This window comes from Marinagarivorans cellulosilyticus (assembly GCF_021655555.1).
Lineage (GTDB): Bacteria > Pseudomonadota > Gammaproteobacteria > Pseudomonadales > Cellvibrionaceae > Marinagarivorans > Marinagarivorans cellulosilyticus.
The window spans coordinates 3,919,357-3,936,682 of record NZ_AP023086.1; the positions used below are offsets into that span (position 1 = coordinate 3,919,357).

At 44.2% G+C, this 17,326-nt stretch carries 18 protein-coding genes, 1 tRNA gene and 1 riboswitch; of the genes, 4 read left to right on the top strand and 15 right to left on the bottom strand.

All coding sequences use genetic code 11. The annotated features are described in order from the left end of the window. Positions 1–25: 25 nt before the first annotated feature. The 15 genes from MARGE09_RS15885 to MARGE09_RS15955 form a co-directional block, all read right to left on the bottom strand. A complete protein-coding gene (locus MARGE09_RS15885; RefSeq protein ID WP_236983483.1) occupies positions 26–1,273 on the bottom strand; it encodes an alpha/beta hydrolase in 1,248 nt (415 codons plus the stop codon). An 83-nt stretch (positions 1,274–1,356) separates the two neighbouring features. Continuing rightward, positions 1,357–1,710: a hypothetical protein gene (locus tag MARGE09_RS15890; protein WP_236983485.1), complete on the bottom strand. Its 354-nt coding sequence runs from the start codon at positions 1,708–1,710 to the stop codon at positions 1,357–1,359. A gap of 61 nt (positions 1,711–1,771) precedes the next feature. After that, a complete protein-coding gene (locus MARGE09_RS15895) occupies positions 1,772–2,248 on the bottom strand; it encodes a hypothetical protein (RefSeq protein ID WP_236983486.1) in 477 nt (158 codons plus the stop codon). A gap of 274 nt (positions 2,249–2,522) precedes the next feature. Further along, the gene (locus MARGE09_RS15900; protein WP_236983488.1) at positions 2,523–2,780 is read right to left on the bottom strand and encodes a hypothetical protein; all 258 of its coding nucleotides are present in this window, start codon (positions 2,778–2,780) and stop codon (positions 2,523–2,525) included. 95 nt (positions 2,781–2,875) lie between these two features. Then, positions 2,876–3,883: a PIN domain-containing protein gene (locus MARGE09_RS15905; protein ID WP_236983490.1), complete on the bottom strand. Its 1,008-nt coding sequence runs from the start codon at positions 3,881–3,883 to the stop codon at positions 2,876–2,878. A 347-nt stretch (positions 3,884–4,230) separates the two neighbouring features. Further along, positions 4,231–6,738: an NACHT domain-containing protein gene (locus MARGE09_RS15910; RefSeq protein ID WP_236983492.1), complete on the bottom strand. Its 2,508-nt coding sequence runs from the start codon at positions 6,736–6,738 to the stop codon at positions 4,231–4,233. After that, positions 6,735–7,217 (bottom strand): toll/interleukin-1 receptor domain-containing protein, encoded by a 483-nt coding sequence (locus MARGE09_RS15915; protein WP_236983494.1) that lies wholly within the window; start codon positions 7,215–7,217, stop codon positions 6,735–6,737. Before MARGE09_RS15915 ends, MARGE09_RS15910 begins: the two co-directional genes overlap by 4 nt. Before the next feature lie 131 nt (positions 7,218–7,348). After that, positions 7,349–7,855 (bottom strand): hypothetical protein, encoded by a 507-nt coding sequence (locus MARGE09_RS15920; protein ID WP_236983496.1) that lies wholly within the window; start codon positions 7,853–7,855, stop codon positions 7,349–7,351. Between the two features lie 380 nt (positions 7,856–8,235). After that, positions 8,236–8,688: a hypothetical protein gene (locus tag MARGE09_RS15925; protein WP_236983498.1), complete on the bottom strand. Its 453-nt coding sequence runs from the start codon at positions 8,686–8,688 to the stop codon at positions 8,236–8,238. 363 nt (positions 8,689–9,051) lie between these two features. After that, positions 9,052–9,843 carry a nuclease-related domain-containing protein gene (locus tag MARGE09_RS15930; RefSeq protein ID WP_236983500.1) on the bottom strand — a complete coding sequence of 264 codons (792 nt, stop codon included), beginning with the start codon at positions 9,841–9,843 and terminating at the stop codon, positions 9,052–9,054. A gap of 113 nt (positions 9,844–9,956) precedes the next feature. Then, positions 9,957–10,145: a hypothetical protein gene (locus MARGE09_RS15935; RefSeq protein ID WP_236983502.1), complete on the bottom strand. Its 189-nt coding sequence runs from the start codon at positions 10,143–10,145 to the stop codon at positions 9,957–9,959. Between the two features lie 52 nt (positions 10,146–10,197). Beyond that, on the bottom strand, positions 10,198–10,632 hold the full coding sequence (locus MARGE09_RS15940; RefSeq protein WP_236983504.1) for a PIN domain-containing protein: 435 nt from the start codon (positions 10,630–10,632) through the stop codon (positions 10,198–10,200). Next, the gene (locus MARGE09_RS15945) at positions 10,629–10,850 is read right to left on the bottom strand and encodes an AbrB/MazE/SpoVT family DNA-binding domain-containing protein (protein WP_236983506.1); all 222 of its coding nucleotides are present in this window, start codon (positions 10,848–10,850) and stop codon (positions 10,629–10,631) included. The genes MARGE09_RS15940 and MARGE09_RS15945 overlap by 4 nt, the downstream gene beginning before the upstream one ends. 56 nt (positions 10,851–10,906) lie before the next feature. Beyond that, on the bottom strand, positions 10,907–11,704 hold the full coding sequence (locus MARGE09_RS15950) for a tyrosine-type recombinase/integrase (protein ID WP_236983508.1): 798 nt from the start codon (positions 11,702–11,704) through the stop codon (positions 10,907–10,909). Positions 11,705–13,409: 1,705 nt separating this feature from the next. Continuing rightward, a tRNA-Ala gene (locus MARGE09_RS15955) sits at positions 13,410–13,485 on the bottom strand. 238 nt (positions 13,486–13,723) lie between these two features. On the opposite strand from MARGE09_RS15955, the gene xseA reads away from it, so the two are divergent. From xseA to MARGE09_RS15975, 4 genes are all read left to right on the top strand, one after another. Then, positions 13,724–15,055, top strand: a complete 1,332-nt coding sequence (xseA, locus tag MARGE09_RS15960) for an exodeoxyribonuclease VII large subunit (protein ID WP_236983510.1) — start codon at positions 13,724–13,726, stop codon at positions 15,053–15,055. A gap of 75 nt (positions 15,056–15,130) precedes the next feature. After that, a riboswitch (TPP riboswitch) is annotated at positions 15,131–15,238 on the top strand. Continuing rightward, entirely contained in the window at positions 15,231–16,286 is a 1,056-nt protein-coding gene (thiO, locus tag MARGE09_RS15965; RefSeq protein WP_236983512.1) for a glycine oxidase ThiO, read from the top strand. (Overlaps the previous riboswitch by 8 nt.) Before the next feature lie 35 nt (positions 16,287–16,321). Continuing rightward, entirely contained in the window at positions 16,322–16,528 is a 207-nt protein-coding gene (gene thiS / locus MARGE09_RS15970) for a sulfur carrier protein ThiS (RefSeq protein WP_236983514.1), read from the top strand. Continuing rightward, positions 16,528–17,319 carry a thiazole synthase gene (locus MARGE09_RS15975; RefSeq protein ID WP_236983516.1) on the top strand — a complete coding sequence of 264 codons (792 nt, stop codon included), beginning with the start codon at positions 16,528–16,530 and terminating at the stop codon, positions 17,317–17,319. Before thiS ends, MARGE09_RS15975 begins: the two co-directional genes overlap by 1 nt. Positions 17,320–17,326: the final 7 nt, after the last annotated feature.

Below are 17,326 nucleotides of genomic sequence, written 5' to 3' on the forward strand. Positions count from 1 at the left end.
AAGGCCTCCAGACCATCGATAGCATTCATTTCGCCTGCGGCATTCTAGTGTTTATTAGCTTTACTTGTTTTAAGTTACATTCGTGAGGTTTTGTTGTAATTAAGCTGGCGGCCCACAACATACACTCGGGCTTTTGTTTATTCGTTTTTTGGTCAAAATAATCCAATAAACCGTGATAGCGCCCTTTATGAAACCATAGTGTTTGTAAACGGATGTTGGATTCTTTCCGGTATAAGTTAGCAGTGGCAGATTCGATATAGCATTTATTTCCACCGAGAGAGGTGTCTCCGTAAAACTCGTGGCCAGCAACTACCTTGCTTGTGGCAAAGTCTTTAGTATTTGCGCCAACAATCAGGTTTACTTTATCTAGCTCACCAAGGTATCTACTTGTGCCTTCCCAAATGTGCCCACTGCCTATTGCAGGCGCAAACATCGCTGTATTTAAGGACGAAAAATTACCACTTTTAAAGGGCGAAAATCGCGGCAGAGGCTTGTCTGGGTCTAATGGAACATTTTCGCCTAGTTGCTTCGCACACAGTTCGATGTTTGTTTTATTGACATTGTTTTCTTGGGGGGCGCATATATCTTCGTCATACTTTGGGTCAGAAATAGCACTTAAAGCTACCGCTGCTCCTCGGCTATGCGTAACAAAGGTAAGGTGAGGCTTATTTTCAACGCTGTTTAGTATTCTACGAAGGCCAAGTTGTCCCGCTAAGTTGGAATAGGTCAACGCATCACCCCAAAAACTGATCGGTTGCCAACCGCCTAATCCATCCCAATACACTTCTAAAAACGTTACATCTTTTTCGATCTTTTTTTGTATCTCGCCAAAGTTAGCACTAGCTTGGTCGTGATCATTATTAAATCCATGAATTAGTACCACCAAATGACCTGTAGATTGAATGCTTTCGTTTAAATCTTTGGTTATTATTGAGAGGGCCGCTTTATGGTCGGTGAAGTAGTCGTATACTAACTCTTTGTTATCTGCATTTTTAATTCTATGTAATTGCCAACCACAATCTGCAAATCTACATTTCCAAGAAGGCTCCCAATCGAAGGCATCGTGATTTGAGTCGATAGGATAAATGCTGCCTTCTTGATCAAATGCAACTTTGATGACATGATTTTCAGAGTTGATGGAATAGTAGTTATCTGGTCTTAGCGTGTGTTTTCCTGCACACCCAGACAACCAGGCTGTGAAGGCTATAATTAGTATATATTTGTATTCCGAAAAAAAATTGTATAGGTGTGAATTTAGTTTATGCCTTTGCATCTCTCTGATCCTATTTTAGTTAATCTACTCGCAGTCAAAAGGGACATAGGAGCTCGTATTGCCTTGACTGGTCATTTTCCAACCTATAAAAATATACCAGCAATAGTGGCAGCTGCCCCAACAACGCCGACAAAAATACCCACCCAAGCCAGTCGACGACCGGTTCTGTTCAGCCGCAGAGTTATTTCTTCCTGACGCCTAGCAATTCGCTCATTAATGATGACCTGAACCGCCGACCTCAGTCCAAGAAGGGCAGATGGGTCAGCCGGACTACTTCTGTGATTTGAGTCAATTTCAACCAATAAAAATGCCAAAACATCAATTGGCTCACTTCGCAGTTTCAAGTAGTCATGCGATCTTTGATGCAGAGCGGTTGGCTTTTCACAATACTCGCTGTACTTCTCTTTTAAATATTCTTGGCTAGATGAGTCAGTCATAGTCATTTACAAAAGTAAGGTGCAGGAAATTAGCCTCAGAAATATCGCGCCTACAACGAGTTTAAAGGTTATTTCCAACTTTTTTTCTCCATGGGAATAGGTTAATGCTATTTTCAATTGCAATTTTGTGCGCGGTGACTGATAAATGCCTACCAAAAATCATCATTAATGCACCAATTCCTACTATTAAAAGCATATTCGTAAGAGTTAGGTTTTGAGCTGATAAAAAGCCAAGTGCTGATATGGATAAGCCCTGAATAAATAGGATTGCAGTCAGTAAAACTAACACAGTGATCATTACCCAAGCGCTAAACAATTTTCTACGCCTTGATACTGGAAATGGCATATCAAAGTTTTTATGGTAGCTCCTCTTAAGTTTTTTAATGGCTTTTATACTAACCGTTTTAGTCCACAAAAAAATTTCTGATTCTTTGAAGAATACGCCAATTAATGCCGTAGCTGCAAGGTAAGCTAAGGCCTTTTTAGAGGCAGGTTCGCCATTAGCAAGTGTGAGTAAAGTGTCTTTGTCAAAAGTCATACTTAGTATCTCCGGGTCGTTAATCGAATTCGCGTCTTACGTTGAGCTTGAGAATCAGATTTTCTAAAACATTACTTTCTCACTTCCAGCCTACTTTTTGTTAACGGCAAGTTTGTCTGCTGCTAAGATCAGTTGAGCGGCCATACTGCGTAAATCCTGTTCACTCTTTTCAGCATCCAAACCAGAAAAGTTTTTAACGACAGCTAAAGGCCTTCCATCTCTTCCCGTAATGAATTTATTAACTAACTTATGCTACGCTATTTTCCAACCCCCATTACCTGTTAGAGGGAAAGAAACCGCTGGATTTAGTGGTTGGCTTCAGCTCTGGGTTAGTTTCTGTGCTTTTTCCGTTCATAGCGCGCAACACCCCAGAGGCGATTGTTTCTGCTCTGATGGCTGTGGCTAACATAATTTCAAGCTCTTTGATTTGCAGTTTAACATCCTCGCGCTGAGCATGGTTTAAATTGGGTCCACTCAGCTTATTTCTAAGCTTACTCAGCTCTTCCTTTATCGCTTCAAGCTTCATTGTCATATTCCAATCTCATCATGTCTAGTGTCAGAGCTTTCGGCCAAGAGCGGAATTTAACACCGCATTCAACGGCTCGTCCGTTGTAATGCTTCTTAACTTTAGGTGTCTAACATATCCCATTCGTCACCTAACACCCAACGCAGTGTCGATAACTTACCATTGATCATCCCCCACTCAAAATCACTCCACGGCCCTATGTCTTCATATTTTCCTTCCACGCGTTCCGCTGACTTAATAGCGCCTTTGAGGATATGCTCATGAATTATATCTGAGCCGTAGCGTTCGGTTCCTTCTGGTATGACTTCAATTTCACCATGTTCGATACCCCACATTCTATTTTGGTGGCGGTTGTACCAGACTTTATCAACCAGCTCATCCATAGAGTCCAATATTTCTCTCAAACCTCTAGTTTCTTCTGTAAAATCGTTTTCAAACTCGACTTCAGCAAGCAACTCTGGATCAATATGATCAATAGCTGAAGCTAGATTATTGAAATATAAAGATTTCGAGATTGAGAATATCTCCTCAAAATCTGCATGCGGCTTTCGATGATCTTTCGAAGAAAAGTCGGTGTAATTAAGGGTTACAAAAATGCAAATATCATTGTTACTGTCGAGGCTACTCACAAATTCAAAAAATTGCTCGATAATGACAGCGTCCGCGACTGAGTTTTTGCTGATATGAAAAGGGGCTCTTTTTTCGAGTCCACGTTGAACTGCGGCGATTTTAGAGCGGTCACTAATTGAAATGATCTTTGCCGATTCAATTAACCTTTCAACTCTATGGATCGTTGCGTAGTTCGCTTCAGTCAAAAGCGGCAATCTTGCATTGATATCATTAAGAACTTCCATGGTCTCAGCTTGCTTTTCTCCCGCAAACTCATTTACTACAGCTTTTACCTGCTTGAATTCTTGAGACAATCTTTGAGCTGTTTTCTTAGCAACACTCTCTTTATTTCGCTCATATTCTTCAACAACCAGATCGGCTAAGACCAATTTCACATTGTTTGAATCCACCAGTTCCTCTAGTGCAGATACGAGGGGGAAATCACTCCTCTTTGTGGAAATGTCCAGCAAGACACATGTATCGAGGTAGATGTAGTTCATATAGCCCTTAAACCTTTATTTACGTCCATTTTCGGTCGCCAGAATAAGCAATGATGGACAGTTTGACTCGTATGTAATTAATAAAATATTTCCGGAACCTTTAGTGCAAAATTGAGCTGCCACACTGGATTGTGAAATATCCAGTTCAATCGTCTATAGCCTTCATGGTTTTCGACGCTCGTCTTGTAATCAACCTTTTTTAATTGTAAGCCGTTTATTTTTTCTATAACTAGGTATTCATCCGCAGGCCATTTCCCAATGTCCGCTTTCGGCCAAAAGCGGACGTTAGCAGCATCGTAAAATCAAGGCCTACCTCTTTCAGCCATAAGAGCCGTTAACACAAGTTCTTAAGTCAACGATTTAAGTTTTGGCTCATACTTGATTCCAAGTGTCGAATAAACTGATTGCTCAATACTTTCTGGAATCTTATGAGTTCTACAGTAATACTGCGTTCTAATCGAAACCACCCTTGGAATAATTTCACCTTTTTTTGATTTCGCATACTTCTCATAGATACTATTAAATTCCGCTTTAGCTCTTTCATCAAAACCCTCAGAGGTGTCTAAAGTAAAAAAGTAGCGAATTAGCTCATAAGCAGGAGTTTGCTTATCTTCAGCTAGGCGATTAACCACATCAACAATTTCCTTCTTATTAATTGATGCTACAGCTCGTTCAATATTCTGCATCACCCAAATAAATGCTCTAAACACATATATTCTCTTAATCTCCGCGAGATGTTGAGCTTCAGTTTTACTCGGGTCATAGTCGTCGGAAAGCTTATATTGTCGGTACAAGTACCTAATAAATTTTTCACACTCGTCTTCATCAGTAAGCATCATTTTAGATAGGCGCAAACTTGCATCGCATATTACCTCAACAATTTCATATATTGCATCAATCTCTAGATCACCTGTTTTATTCTTCAATATTTGACCAAGAATCTCCATATTCTTATAGCATTTAAAAACCTCATTAACCAAAGGTTTGGATTCCATTTCTGAAAGCTCTTCCTCCATATCAGCTTTCCCATGCTCAGCAGCATCTCGATAACTTCTCTGCTCCTCCCTTGCATCGTCTACACTATTAAATGAAGAAAGTTTACTTGGAATATCATTCAATACCCGGTTAAACAGTGCGGTCTCACTCTCATCTAAACTGGCTGGAGCCACGCAGTCAATCGCACACATTGTATGTGCCAAAATCTCATCAACAATTTCCTGGGAGTGCGCATGGTGAATGGTGAATATTATGGATAAAGAATTATTCCGTGAATAGCTACTATCGATCATTCCAGTAACGATTTTGGAATTATCGGAATATGTGCCTGACAAAAATCTACCCAAAAAGAAAAAATAGCTATACTCAATTATAAAATGATATCCGCAACCATTATTATTTTTCACCAAACCAAAATGATTTACAATCCGATTAATTAAAGCGTCACTGATAATAAATTTACTTTTGTAGTGATCAATAAAAACTAAATACTGATCTTCAGACAGTCCCGCCCCAGAATTCTGATATATTTCGTAGGCTAACCTACTACAGAAATTCAAACACGTTCCTATATTACTATCACTATTATCCACGCCTGACTTTATCAGTCTCGCCAAAATTAATGCATTATAACAATGCCCGTATGCAGTAATTTGTGTATCTTGCGGCATAAAACTTTCATACGTTTGTAAAATAGATAGTATGAAAAATGGATATCTAGGAATCACCTTGTTATCAAGAATGATAGAGTTAATATTGTTTTCGAGCTTATCAATTAAGGCGTGAGTATCACCAATGGCACCTTGCACACAAATCCATTTCTTTATTAGCTTTTCTTGCTTGACATGAGTAAAAGGCCGTATTGACCCAGTATGATACTCGGCCAGTTTTTCTTCATCAACGAAATATGAATCATAAACATCGGCAGAGCATAGAATTACTACCCTAGAAAATATGCCCTCTAAAAGGGATATATAATTTAAGGAGTATTCACACCCGGATAAATTATCCACAATCACGGTAAGCTCTTCTTGCTCAATCCATTGTGAATAGTCTCCGGTCCATTGCTCATCAAAAGCTCTCCTTAACACTTGCTCCGACGGCCTTCTAGACTGAATTAGGTTGAAGTCTATCAGCAGGCAAGGATTGCTGTTCTTGTTCATCTCAAGAAGCATATGTACTGCAAACTTGGTCTTTCCGCTCTGCTGATCCCCCTCAATTATTAATTTCCTGTATTTCAGAACATCTTTGATGCTTTTTACAGAGATCTCCTCACTTACACCATCCCCCTGAATAAATAGATTCGGAAATACAAAAACGTCATCAATTGAAACTGCCTGATCGTTCTTTGAGCAAAATTCAATCTCTGAAACACTAGAGATATACTCTTCCCTTAGCTCAAAGCAATTTCTAATGTCATCCACCACACAGGAAATACCTTGAACAACATCCAACCAAGCGGAATCTTCTTCCTCCCACAAACTAATTGCTTTTTCCGTTGAAGGTAGTGGACTGTATTCTCCAAGAACAGGAAATTTTCTCCAATCGCACGGATTTAGTATTATAGGAACAACTCTTTTCCGCCCTCCACTAGATAGTTCGATCGCACGATGAAGCTCTTCAGCACAGGAACTATCACTTAAAAATGAAGCGCTGATAAAACAAACTACAATATCAGCCGATTCAAGAAGCTCCTTTTGACGTACTCCAATCATCTGGCCAGCGGTTATCTTTCCTTTGTTAACCGTTTTGATGACGCCACTTGCTTTTAAGGAAGCCAGATGATCCTCAAACTTTTTAAGGCTAACTGCATCACCATCAAAATAGCTGCAGTACAATTCAAGCCGGAAACCTTTCATATTTTCCACTCTTTCTGGTGACTCAATTCTTCTTGCTCTATAACATTTCTCAAACCAGAAAAAACATTTGACCAAGCTATATCTTTTGATGGCCAGCATTCTACAGGCTTCCCATCGTACGGAAGAGCTAAGTAGTCGCCCATATCATCGAAATCCATCCAAGCACAATCCCTCAAGATTACAGCGATCAAACGCTTGCATGAACCATTCGCAAATAGCTCCTTCGCCATCGATACCTCCTCCAGACAGGCTTCCGAATTCAGAAAGTCAACACTTATTAAAAATACAACAATATCCGCCTCCGCGATCTCCCTCCTAATTTCGGAGCCTATCTTTTTTCCAGCGGTTATTTTATTGTCGGACCACTCACTAATCCTGCCAGCTTTTCGGAGGGTTACCAGATGCTTTTCCATCTCCAAGCGATGCATAGAGTCGGCATGAGAATAACTATAAAACAGTTTAAGTGGTTTATTTGGCATAATAATTCCCTGAGTCTTAAATTTGGGTTAGAGAGCGTTCTATTGTAGCTATTTTCAATAGTGATTTTCCCAACATAGAAAATGGAAGTGTCAGTTTTGTTTTCTAGGGTCAGCAGCACTTTCCAATCTCTTTATTTCTTCTTGCCCAGCAAAACCCAACTCTCATCAATGTGAGATGGCTTGCGGCCGGATGCCGTTTCTTCAAGCCAGAGCTTTACAACTTTTCTCAAATAAATTTCGGAAAATGTTGAAATTTTCTTTCTAGCGAGCTCATCGTACTCATCTTGGGTAAGCACACCACTACGAAACAGGCCTAACAAAACATACTGATCAAAAGGTGGAAACTCACCACTCCTCGACCTAGAGAGCATGCATATAGCAATTGGTATCCCAACACCATCAATTCCACAAACATTATCTAGATATCGGTAAATATCCGAAACATTTGGATTAGAGGGTATTTCTGAAATGAATGTATCAATTTTCGATAAATCACTATTGCTAAGCACACCGGCTTGCTTTTTTGCATGTTCGACATACTTAAGAACTGCCAAATTCTGAGCATTGCAATTAAAATCTCCCAGATAACGATCTGGTCCAGTCTCGTCCCAGATAGATTTTTTAACCTTTTCACTCATATTACAACCTCAACCCTATCTGGCTCGCAGTAACGATTAATGCCGACTTCTCGACGCTGAGATCAAGATTGAAGCGCAATGGCACTGTTAATCCGCCCTCTTCACTTATAATTGCCGAGTAAATATCCCGACTCTCGCGCATGCTAATCGCGTTATCCAACAAGGCGAGCTTTATCATATTCGTAGCAGTATCACTTGCGCCTGAATTCAAGATATAATTAAGTTACGCATAGCTTTCAGCGCTGTTCTCATCAAAATACATCACCTTAAAATACCATACGGCGCAGATAGCGTACCCAACAACAAGACCCAATGGAAAAGTGAATAGACTGAGTAACACTGATTTTCTCATGCAACAACCTTCGTCATCTGTCGTGTCATTAGCCATGAATATTTTTCTCCTTGCCCAATAAGATCTGCTTATAGGCCTGCAGACTTTCAATTTTTTTCTGTGGATCTCTTAAGTTATCCCTCAAAACAAATAGGTTGCCCATAACCATCCCTACTAATAACGCAAAACCATAGTAAAAATATTCAACAACCTCTACATAAGAAGCGTCCTTAGAAAGCGATAGATCAGCAAGAATTACGAACAATCCAGATGAAATTAACATACCTAACTCAACAGAGCACTGGGCAACGACAAGTGACGGGGTTGATAGCGCTTTGTTTATCCTAGAAATATTATCCTCTAACGCAGCAATCTTTTTGCGCGTTCGAGCCTTTCTTGAAACCTGAATGATAGAAGAAATCTTATCCCAAGCACCAATTAGGGTTATGATCAAGCTTACTAGGGCAATAGCCAAAGCTATGGCGGGGTCTGTAAATGTCATAATCGATCCTATTTTTAAATAACAGTAGGCTTTCGCTGCCAATAGTGATGCTTACTTGTTTTTAAAGTATACGTATAACGCATATAAGCCTAAAAAGATAAACCCGGTTGCCCCCAAGGCGACCACAATGTTTGTTGCTACTTCTGCCATTTCCAACTTTCCTCATTGAGTGAGTGAAGCTTAAGGCGGCCCCTACTTTAACAGAGACCTATAGTGCGGCCGCTATGAATACCATCCCTTTTCAGGGTTTGCACGCCAATTCATGATATTCGGTGCATAACTTGCCGGACATTCGCTTTCATCTCTCCAAGGTCAATTATTAATTTTTCGCGGGTTTAAAACACGGCAACTAAAACTTACCGGTTACTCATACGCCAAAACTGACCTACACCTCGGAAATGATGAGCATCCCCAGAACTTTCGCCCCACATTTTCGCCTCTTTTAGACTCTCGAACTATCATCGCTGACCCGCACTTAGGGCAGCAATTCGTAGGTCCGGCCGTCGAATCCTCTTTAGACTGGACGATAGTTCGAACATGGGCAACATGATCTCTATTAGTGGTGATCCCGCGCTTAAGTCTTCCAGACTCAATTTCATTCACAATTGCTATCACTTGCGAAGATTCAAATACCTCAATTTGTTTCGACTTAATAAACTCTATGCAACCCCGAGCATAAGTAACGTTTTCAGGCATCTCAGTTTTGAAGGTGTTATCGCCTATAAAAACAATAACTGAGTGGATGTATCCAGGGTCAACCTTAAGGATTTCTTCAAGCGTTTTGGTGTGCTTATAGTTCTGATGCAGAGGGTTCTGAAACTTACTGGTATGCCTATATATTTTTTGTGTCCACGATTTTTGACTAATTGAGCCAAAAATCCATCCCTTCATGTTTTTAGTCTCAAGAACAAAAACCCCATATTTTGAAACTAAAATATGATCAATTTGAGTCGTGCCGTCTTCAGTGCGTAACGTGACATTCTTTATCAGATGATAATCATCTTTAGATAAGAATAATTTAAGTAACATATTGACTTGAAATTCACCAAAAACGCCCTTAAACCAAGGGCTTTTTACTACCCCAACTAAAACAAAGAAGGGGATTAAGTACCAAAGCGAACTGTAAATCTGGCTTAATATCGGAGAAAAGTCCATGCCGTTACGTCCTCATGTTTATTGTTTTAGGGCGTCCGCTTTCTGTGATTGTTATCATTTGAGTTTGGGTGCCCCCCCGAAGGTATTGAGGGTCCTACTCAGGACTAAGTCAATCATTTCCAATCTCCAGTGCGTAAGGCGTCCACGGCAGTAACAAACGAAACATGAGCAACTGAAACTAGCAGCATGGCAATAACTCCCCAGAGAAAAATAACAATAAGAGCCTCGCCGAATGGCATAAAGCCATTGTCGGCGATATAAAAAACCCCTCCGATAACCATCAATGCTAAAACAAATAACAAAATCGCAAAGACTCTATTCGAGTGCCGCATCCTACCTATCATTTCCAAGACCCTATGGTTTTTTTGTTCCTGGGATTTGTTGGGCAGCCACGTCAAATGTATAAGCACCGTTAAACTTAACCCCTAACTCTTTAGATGTATGTATACTCTTGTTCACAATTAGCGCATCTGGAAAATCCGCTTCTTTGCGCTTACCTCCATACTTTATTGATTTTGAATTCTTGTAGTCGTTAATGGCTCGCCAAACAGTCTGACCGCTTTCAAAAGCTATATTTGGCTCTTCGAATAACGAATTAACTACCTTAACGATGGCTTCTTTATCCAGACCATAGCGTTTTCCTTTCAGAGTCCAAATAGTTTCAGCCAGAACCACATCAGTAATCAATACAGTTTCATCACCCATAATAAGAGCCGCCGCTTTTTTTGCCTGCGTCTTGTCGTCTTCCAGGAGGTATCTCAAGAGCACGTTGGTATCAATTGAGATCATGTAGCGATACTGCTTTGTAGTGAATCCTCATCACTGTATTTTCGGTTCACATCAATGTCAGATAGTAAACCCTTGGCCGCTCCGGCCACTTTTTTGATGATGGTTATATGACCTTCGTTGTCCACATAACTTGAGTAATCATCGCCAGGCTCAATACCCGCATCCCTACATTGATCAATAGGCAGTGTAATCTGTCTCTTTGCGCTAACTTTTGGCATGAAATACCTCTTTACTTATCACGTAATAGTAAAGATACTCAGTTCATTACTATGTGTCAAACGGTAAAGGGGTGGGCTCGTCGTAATTGCTCTGGCATTCTCACTTCGGCTAAATGCCCTTTGAAGGCTTGGTCTATCCGTTTATCCCAAGGATCGATATATATCAGGGTTGTCTCGGGGTCTTCATGGTTCATGATCGACTGTATAGCTTCTAACGTGCAGCCCTTTCTGTCGAGCCAGCTCCCCAGTGTACGACGCCCACTGTGCGACGACCCGCCCTCCAATCCAGACTCTTTGAATAGCTCTCTCATAAGGTTCTCGAGGCTGCTGCAAACCATCGCCTCTCTCGTAACCGAGCGTCCATCTTTATCGGTTGCTTTGTAGCGCTTTACATTAAAGGCAAATCGGCGCCAAGTGCCTTTCTTGGCAAGAAATAAAGGACTATCTGGTCTTAGTGATCGGTAATCATTGCTATCACACAGCATGGCCCCTTCAGCTATTCGCTGGCTCAGCCATAGTTCGAGCGCCGTACGGAGCTGCTTCACCAGGATATAGACAAGTCGTGACTTGCCAGTCTTGGTGTATTTCGCCGGTAATCGAAAAGTAGTTTTAAGCTCGCCACAGGGGTGGAGCACATCTCTAACTTGAAGCTGGGCAAGCTCGTTTATTCGTAAACCTGTCGCAAAGAGCAGCATACACATGGCGGTATTTCTTTTGCCTTGCTCACTATTCGATGCTCGCCAGAGAATGCTTGAGAGCTGACTTGGTGTTTCTGCAATCTGAGCCTTACCCGAACCGGCAGTGTATTCAGCCTTAAGTCGTTTAACAGGTCTTCTAGTGGGGTTGTTATCCATACCAGCTCCTTCGTTTTTTGCGTATTGATACGTTGGCAGATTATGTGGATCAAAACAACTCAAGTTCGCGCCACACGGCACTTCATTGGAATCTTCCTGAACTCACCGATATTGACATAGAGACCAATTTAAACACCCTTGCGGTTAACAGGTTACTGGCGATCAACGCCCAAAAAACAGCACTGAATCCCATACCGTTTATGTATCGGAAGCTTTTGAAGCAGGAGGTAGGGAAGCTGAACTTTGCATACAGTTCGCGAGCTAGGACTATACCTACCGTCTTTTCTCTCACGGAGGCCAATAGTGTGATAAAGCGCATGCCTAGCCTACACAAGGTAACCGCTCAGATTATGTATGGGTCAGGGGAATTTAGAGTATCCCGAATTGGTTTCGAGAACGAGGCGTTACCAGCCCAATTGATATCTAGACAATAGCCAACTACAAAGGTGACCAGCTGCTGAACTCCGTAAAGGTATAGGAATGAACCTCTGAGGCCGCCACAAACAGGACGTTTGTGCAGAGCTAGGCTTTTACAGGAGCGTAAATTGGTAACTATTCAGGCGGCTGCGAAATAATGGCCACCTCAAAGGCGAATTGATTATTTTCGGGGCATTCAAGCGTCTGGAACGCTTGCATAGCGACCAGCCCCAGCAAGGATGCGCGGGGGTAGACTTTGCACCTGCATAAGGATATGCAAGATTAGACTTTGCATCCGTATATGGATATACGCTATTAGGGTAATGCAGGAGCAATTACCGAGGAGCACAAAGTCGCAGATGGCTTGAGCGGCCCAGAAACTAATCAGTTTGCCGACCTATTTGTGCATGGCTGAATAGTTACAACTGTTAAAGCAATCCATCGAGGCAGGAAGCCAATGCCATTAACTTAAGGCTAGTTAAGCGGTTGGCGGTGATTTTTCAGGAACCTCACGCGCCGGCTCTTGCAGGGATAGCAAGGTGATCGAAAATGCATCGGTACAGGATGTACTTTATTAGAACTGCGCAGGAAGCACGCAGTCGAGGAGCACATTTTCCAGAGCGCGTGCGGAGCGCCCAGCCCCAGCAAGGATGCGTGGGGGGTAGACTTTGCACCTGCATAAGGATATGCAAGATTAGACTTTGCATCCGTATATGGATATACGCTATTAGGGTAATGCAGGAGCAATTACCGAGGAGCACAAAGTCGAGGAGCACAAAGTCGTAGATGGCTTGAGCGAGTCCAGAAAAATTGTCGGCTGCCGCTAAGTTAATGACATTGGGCAGGAAGCCTCTTAATAGACATCGCATCCGTATATGGATATACGTTGTTAGGGTAATGCATCGGAGCACTGATGCTCTTTATTAGTCATTGCATCATTAGTGCATCCCTCGGCAATCGCTCCTGCATTGCTCTACTAAACTACATCCCTGTAGCGATGCACGTTAACCGCAGGCTTACAACAACCTCACTAAATTCAAGAAACAACAAAAAAAGCCCCACTCTTTCGAGTATGACACCAAGCTAAACATTAGACCTTTGGATCGCACCGCTCATGCGCATCCATGCGCTCGCGGTATTAGTGCATCCCTCGGCAATCGCTCCTGCATTGCTCTACTAAACTACATCCCTGTAGCGATGCACGTTAACCGCAGGCTTAGAACAATCTCACTAAACTCAAGAAACAACAAAAAAGCCCCACTCTTTCGAGCGGGGCTTTTTTGTTGTTTGGTGGAGCCTAGCGGGATCGAACCGCTGACCTCAACACTGCCAGTGTTGCGCTCTCCCAGCTGAGCTAAGGCCCCGTAATTGGGTGGTTGCATTTTAATATTTAAAATCAGCAACTTGGGATAACTTGCTGCGGCTGTGCCGTAACAAGTGCGCGCATATTAATGCGCTGTTTAGGGGTTGTCAACGCTATCGCGTGTAATTCTGCAATTTCTTATCAAGATCAATAAAAAGCGCGCCTATCACTAGGTTTACCCGCGCAGCATAGCCACTTACACTGCGCACCACGTTTTGATTACCTTGCTAGAGGCCGACATGCCCCCCGCCGCCAAAAATATAATGTCCGTTAGCCAGCTTAACCAACAAGCTAAGCGCGCACTGGAGCAAAACCTGCCCAGCGTTTGGGTGCAAGGGGAGCTAACCAATTTGGCCCAGCCCAGCTCGGGGCACTGGTATTTCACCTTAAAAGACAACCGCGCCCAGGTGCGCTGCGCGATGTTTCGCGGCAAGAATATTATGGTGCGCGAGCCTATTCGCGCTGGCGACCAAATTGTTTGCAATGCCAATGTTAGCCTGTACGAAGGCCGCGGCGACTACCAACTGATTGTTAACTCGCTGCAAAAGGCGGGGCTTGGCGACTTGCACCAGCAGTACGAAGCACTCAAAAATGCTTTAGCGGCCGAAGGGCTATTTGATGCCGAGACCAAGCGGGCACTGCCAGCTTACCCCAACACTATTGGCATTATTAGCAGCCCAACGGGCGCTGCCGTGCACGATATAATTACCGTGCTAAAGCGCCGCTACCCTAGCGCCGAAGTTATTATTTACCCTGCAATGGTGCAAGGGGCCGAGGCACCCGCCAGCCTATTAAGCGCTTTGACACTGGCCAATAAGCAAAATCGCTGCGATGTATTAATTATTGGCCGCGGTGGCGGTTCGCTAGAAGATTTATGGGCATTTAATAGCGAGCCACTGGTGCGCGCTGTTTATGCCAGCCACACACCCATTATTAGTGCCGTGGGCCACGAGGTGGATTTCACCCTTAGCGACTTCGCCGCCGATTTGCGTGCACTTACGCCATCGGCTGCTGCCGAAGCCGCCACCCCAAACATGGCAGACATTCAGCAACAGCTAAGCCAGCGCAAACGCCAACTGCAACACCTAATGGCGGCACATATCGGCAATGCCAAGCGCTCGCTTGCACTATTAAAAGCACAGCTGCAATCACCACAAGATCAACTTCGTCACCGGCAGCAACAACTCGACCATTTAGAACTACGACTTAAACAAGCCCTAAGTAACCGCATAAATTCAGCCAAACAACAGCTCAATACGCAAAGGCACCAACTGCAGTTAAACAGCCCCGCATGGCAAGTTAAAGAGGCTAAAAACCAACATCAACGCTTAAGCCTACAACTTAAAAAAGCGTTTGAACGCGTCTTCCAACAAAAGCGCAAACAACTGCAGCAACAAGTCGCACTGCTTAATAGCGTAAGCCCCCTGCAAACCTTGCAACGCGGTTACGCTGTAGTGCGCAACAACAAAGGCCGCGTGATAAGCAGCACGGCGCAAGCCAAAAGCGGCCAGAGTGTGGCCATCGCCCTAGCCGACGGCAGTTTGAATGCCACTATTAACGACATTACCTAATCGCAATAATCAGTGCTGAAGCAAGTGCTCAGCCATAGCCAACTAGACGAAGCCCAAGCCGCGCATTACACTGCCAGCTTCTTGTCGGGGTGCTGCCTTTAGTTGGGGTCGCTGAGATCAATTGTGAAACCCGCCGAACCTGATCGGGCTTAAACCTGCGTAGGGAACAAGTGCTATGCCAACACCCTCTTCTTTTGCCATTGCTGGCGCCGGCCTTGCTGGTAGCTTACTGGCGTGGCGACTACTCGAAACGGCCAACCGCCCTATTCGCGTCACCCTATTTGAAAAAGGCGATTTATCGCAACCACGCAGCGCCGCCTACACCGCCGCCGCCATGATCTCGCCATTAAGCGAAGTGGTGGTTTCAGAGCGCGCCATTTACGATATGGGCATGCACTCGCTGCAGTTATGGCCAAAATGGTTAAGCACACTCAACCAGCACAGCGCCAAGCCCGTACTCTATAACAATCAAGGCAGCCTTGTGGTCGCCCACCCCAGCGACGAAAGCGAGCTTGAGCAGTTTGCACAAGATTTGCGCTACCACCTTGGCGATAGCAATACCGCACAATGGCTAAACCGCAACGAATTAACTACCTACGAGCCAGACCTAAACCCACACTTTAATCGCGGGCTACTGCTTCCGGACGAAGCCTTTTTGGATAACCGCCAATTACTGCATAACCTACACCAGCGGATTATCGCTTTAGGCGGCAGCATTCAAGACAATACAAGCATTACCTTCACGCCCGAACCACAGCGAGAGGGGAGACCACTAGCAGGCTACGACTGCACCATTGATGCACGCGGCACCGGCGCCAAACAATCGCAAGCCGTACGCGGTGTACGCGGCGAAGTCCTGTGGGTGCAAACGCCAGAAGTAACGCTAAAACACGCCGTACGCCTTATGCACCCGCGCTACAAGCTGTATATAGTGCCCAAACCTAACAATAGCTTTATTGTCGGCGCCACCGAAATTGAAAGCCAAGATAGCTCGCCGGTAAGCGTGCAATCGATGATGGAGCTTTGCAGTGCGCTGTATACCCTAAACCCTGCCTTTGCCGAGGCCCGCATTATTGAACTAGACGCCAACCTGCGCCCCAGCTACATGGATAACATGCCGGCGATCACATGGCATAAAAGCGGCAATAGCGTTAGCATTAACGGCCTCTACCGCCACGGCTATCTATTAGCGCCGCACTTAATCGAAAATTTGTTAGGCCAGCTTAGCTAGGCCAACACCCCAATACCGTTACGATGTAAAAAACTATGACAACCACGATCAATATCAGCATTAATGGCGAGCGCCAAGACACGGCCGAAAATAACCTCGCCAAGCTTATCGCCACTTTAAATACCGGCGACCAATACGCCGTAGCGCGCAATGGCGAATTTGTACCTAAGCGCCTGCATGAGGAAACCGTGCTAGAAGATGGCGACACCCTCGATATTGTAACGCCCGTAGGAGGTGGCTAATGAACGGCCCGCTAACACTTTATGGTAAAAGCTTTGAAAGCCGGTTTTTACTTGGCACTGCCTTGTATAGCTCACCCCAGGTTATGGTCGATTCCGTTAAAGCCTCGGCCTGCAATATTGTGACTTTAGGCTTGCGCCGCCAAAACCCACAAGAAAAAGATGGCAAAGCCATATGGGATGCAATTGCCGATACGGGCTGCACATTACTACCCAACACCGCCGGCTGCAAAAGCGCCAAAGAAGCCATTACTTTAGCCGAAATGTCGCGTGAGATTTTTAATACCGGCTGGATTAAGCTCGAAGTGATTGGCGACGACTACAACCTGCAGCCGTGCCCCTTCGGCTTGGTTGAAGCCGCCGAAGAACTCATAAAACGTGGCTTTCAAGTGCTGCCCTATTGCACCGACGACTTAGTACTGTGCCAGCGTTTATTGGATGTTGGCTGCAAAGTGCTAATGCCGTGGGGCGCACCTATTGGAACAGGCCAAGGGCTACTTAACCGCTACAATTTACGCACCCTGCGCGAGCGCTTACCCAGCACACCGCTAATTGTTGATGCCGGCCTAGGTGCACCCTCGCAAGCCTGCGAGGCGATGGAAATGGGATTTGATGGCGTACTGCTAAATACCGCCGTAGCCAAAGCCCAGCAACCGCCCTTAATGGCCAAAGCGTTTGCCCAGGCCATTGAATCTGGCCGCGCGGCATACGAAGGGGGGTTAATGGTAAAACGCCAAACCGCCAGCCCAAGCACCCCTACTATAGGCCAGCCGTTCTGGCATCAACCTAAGTAATAGAGAC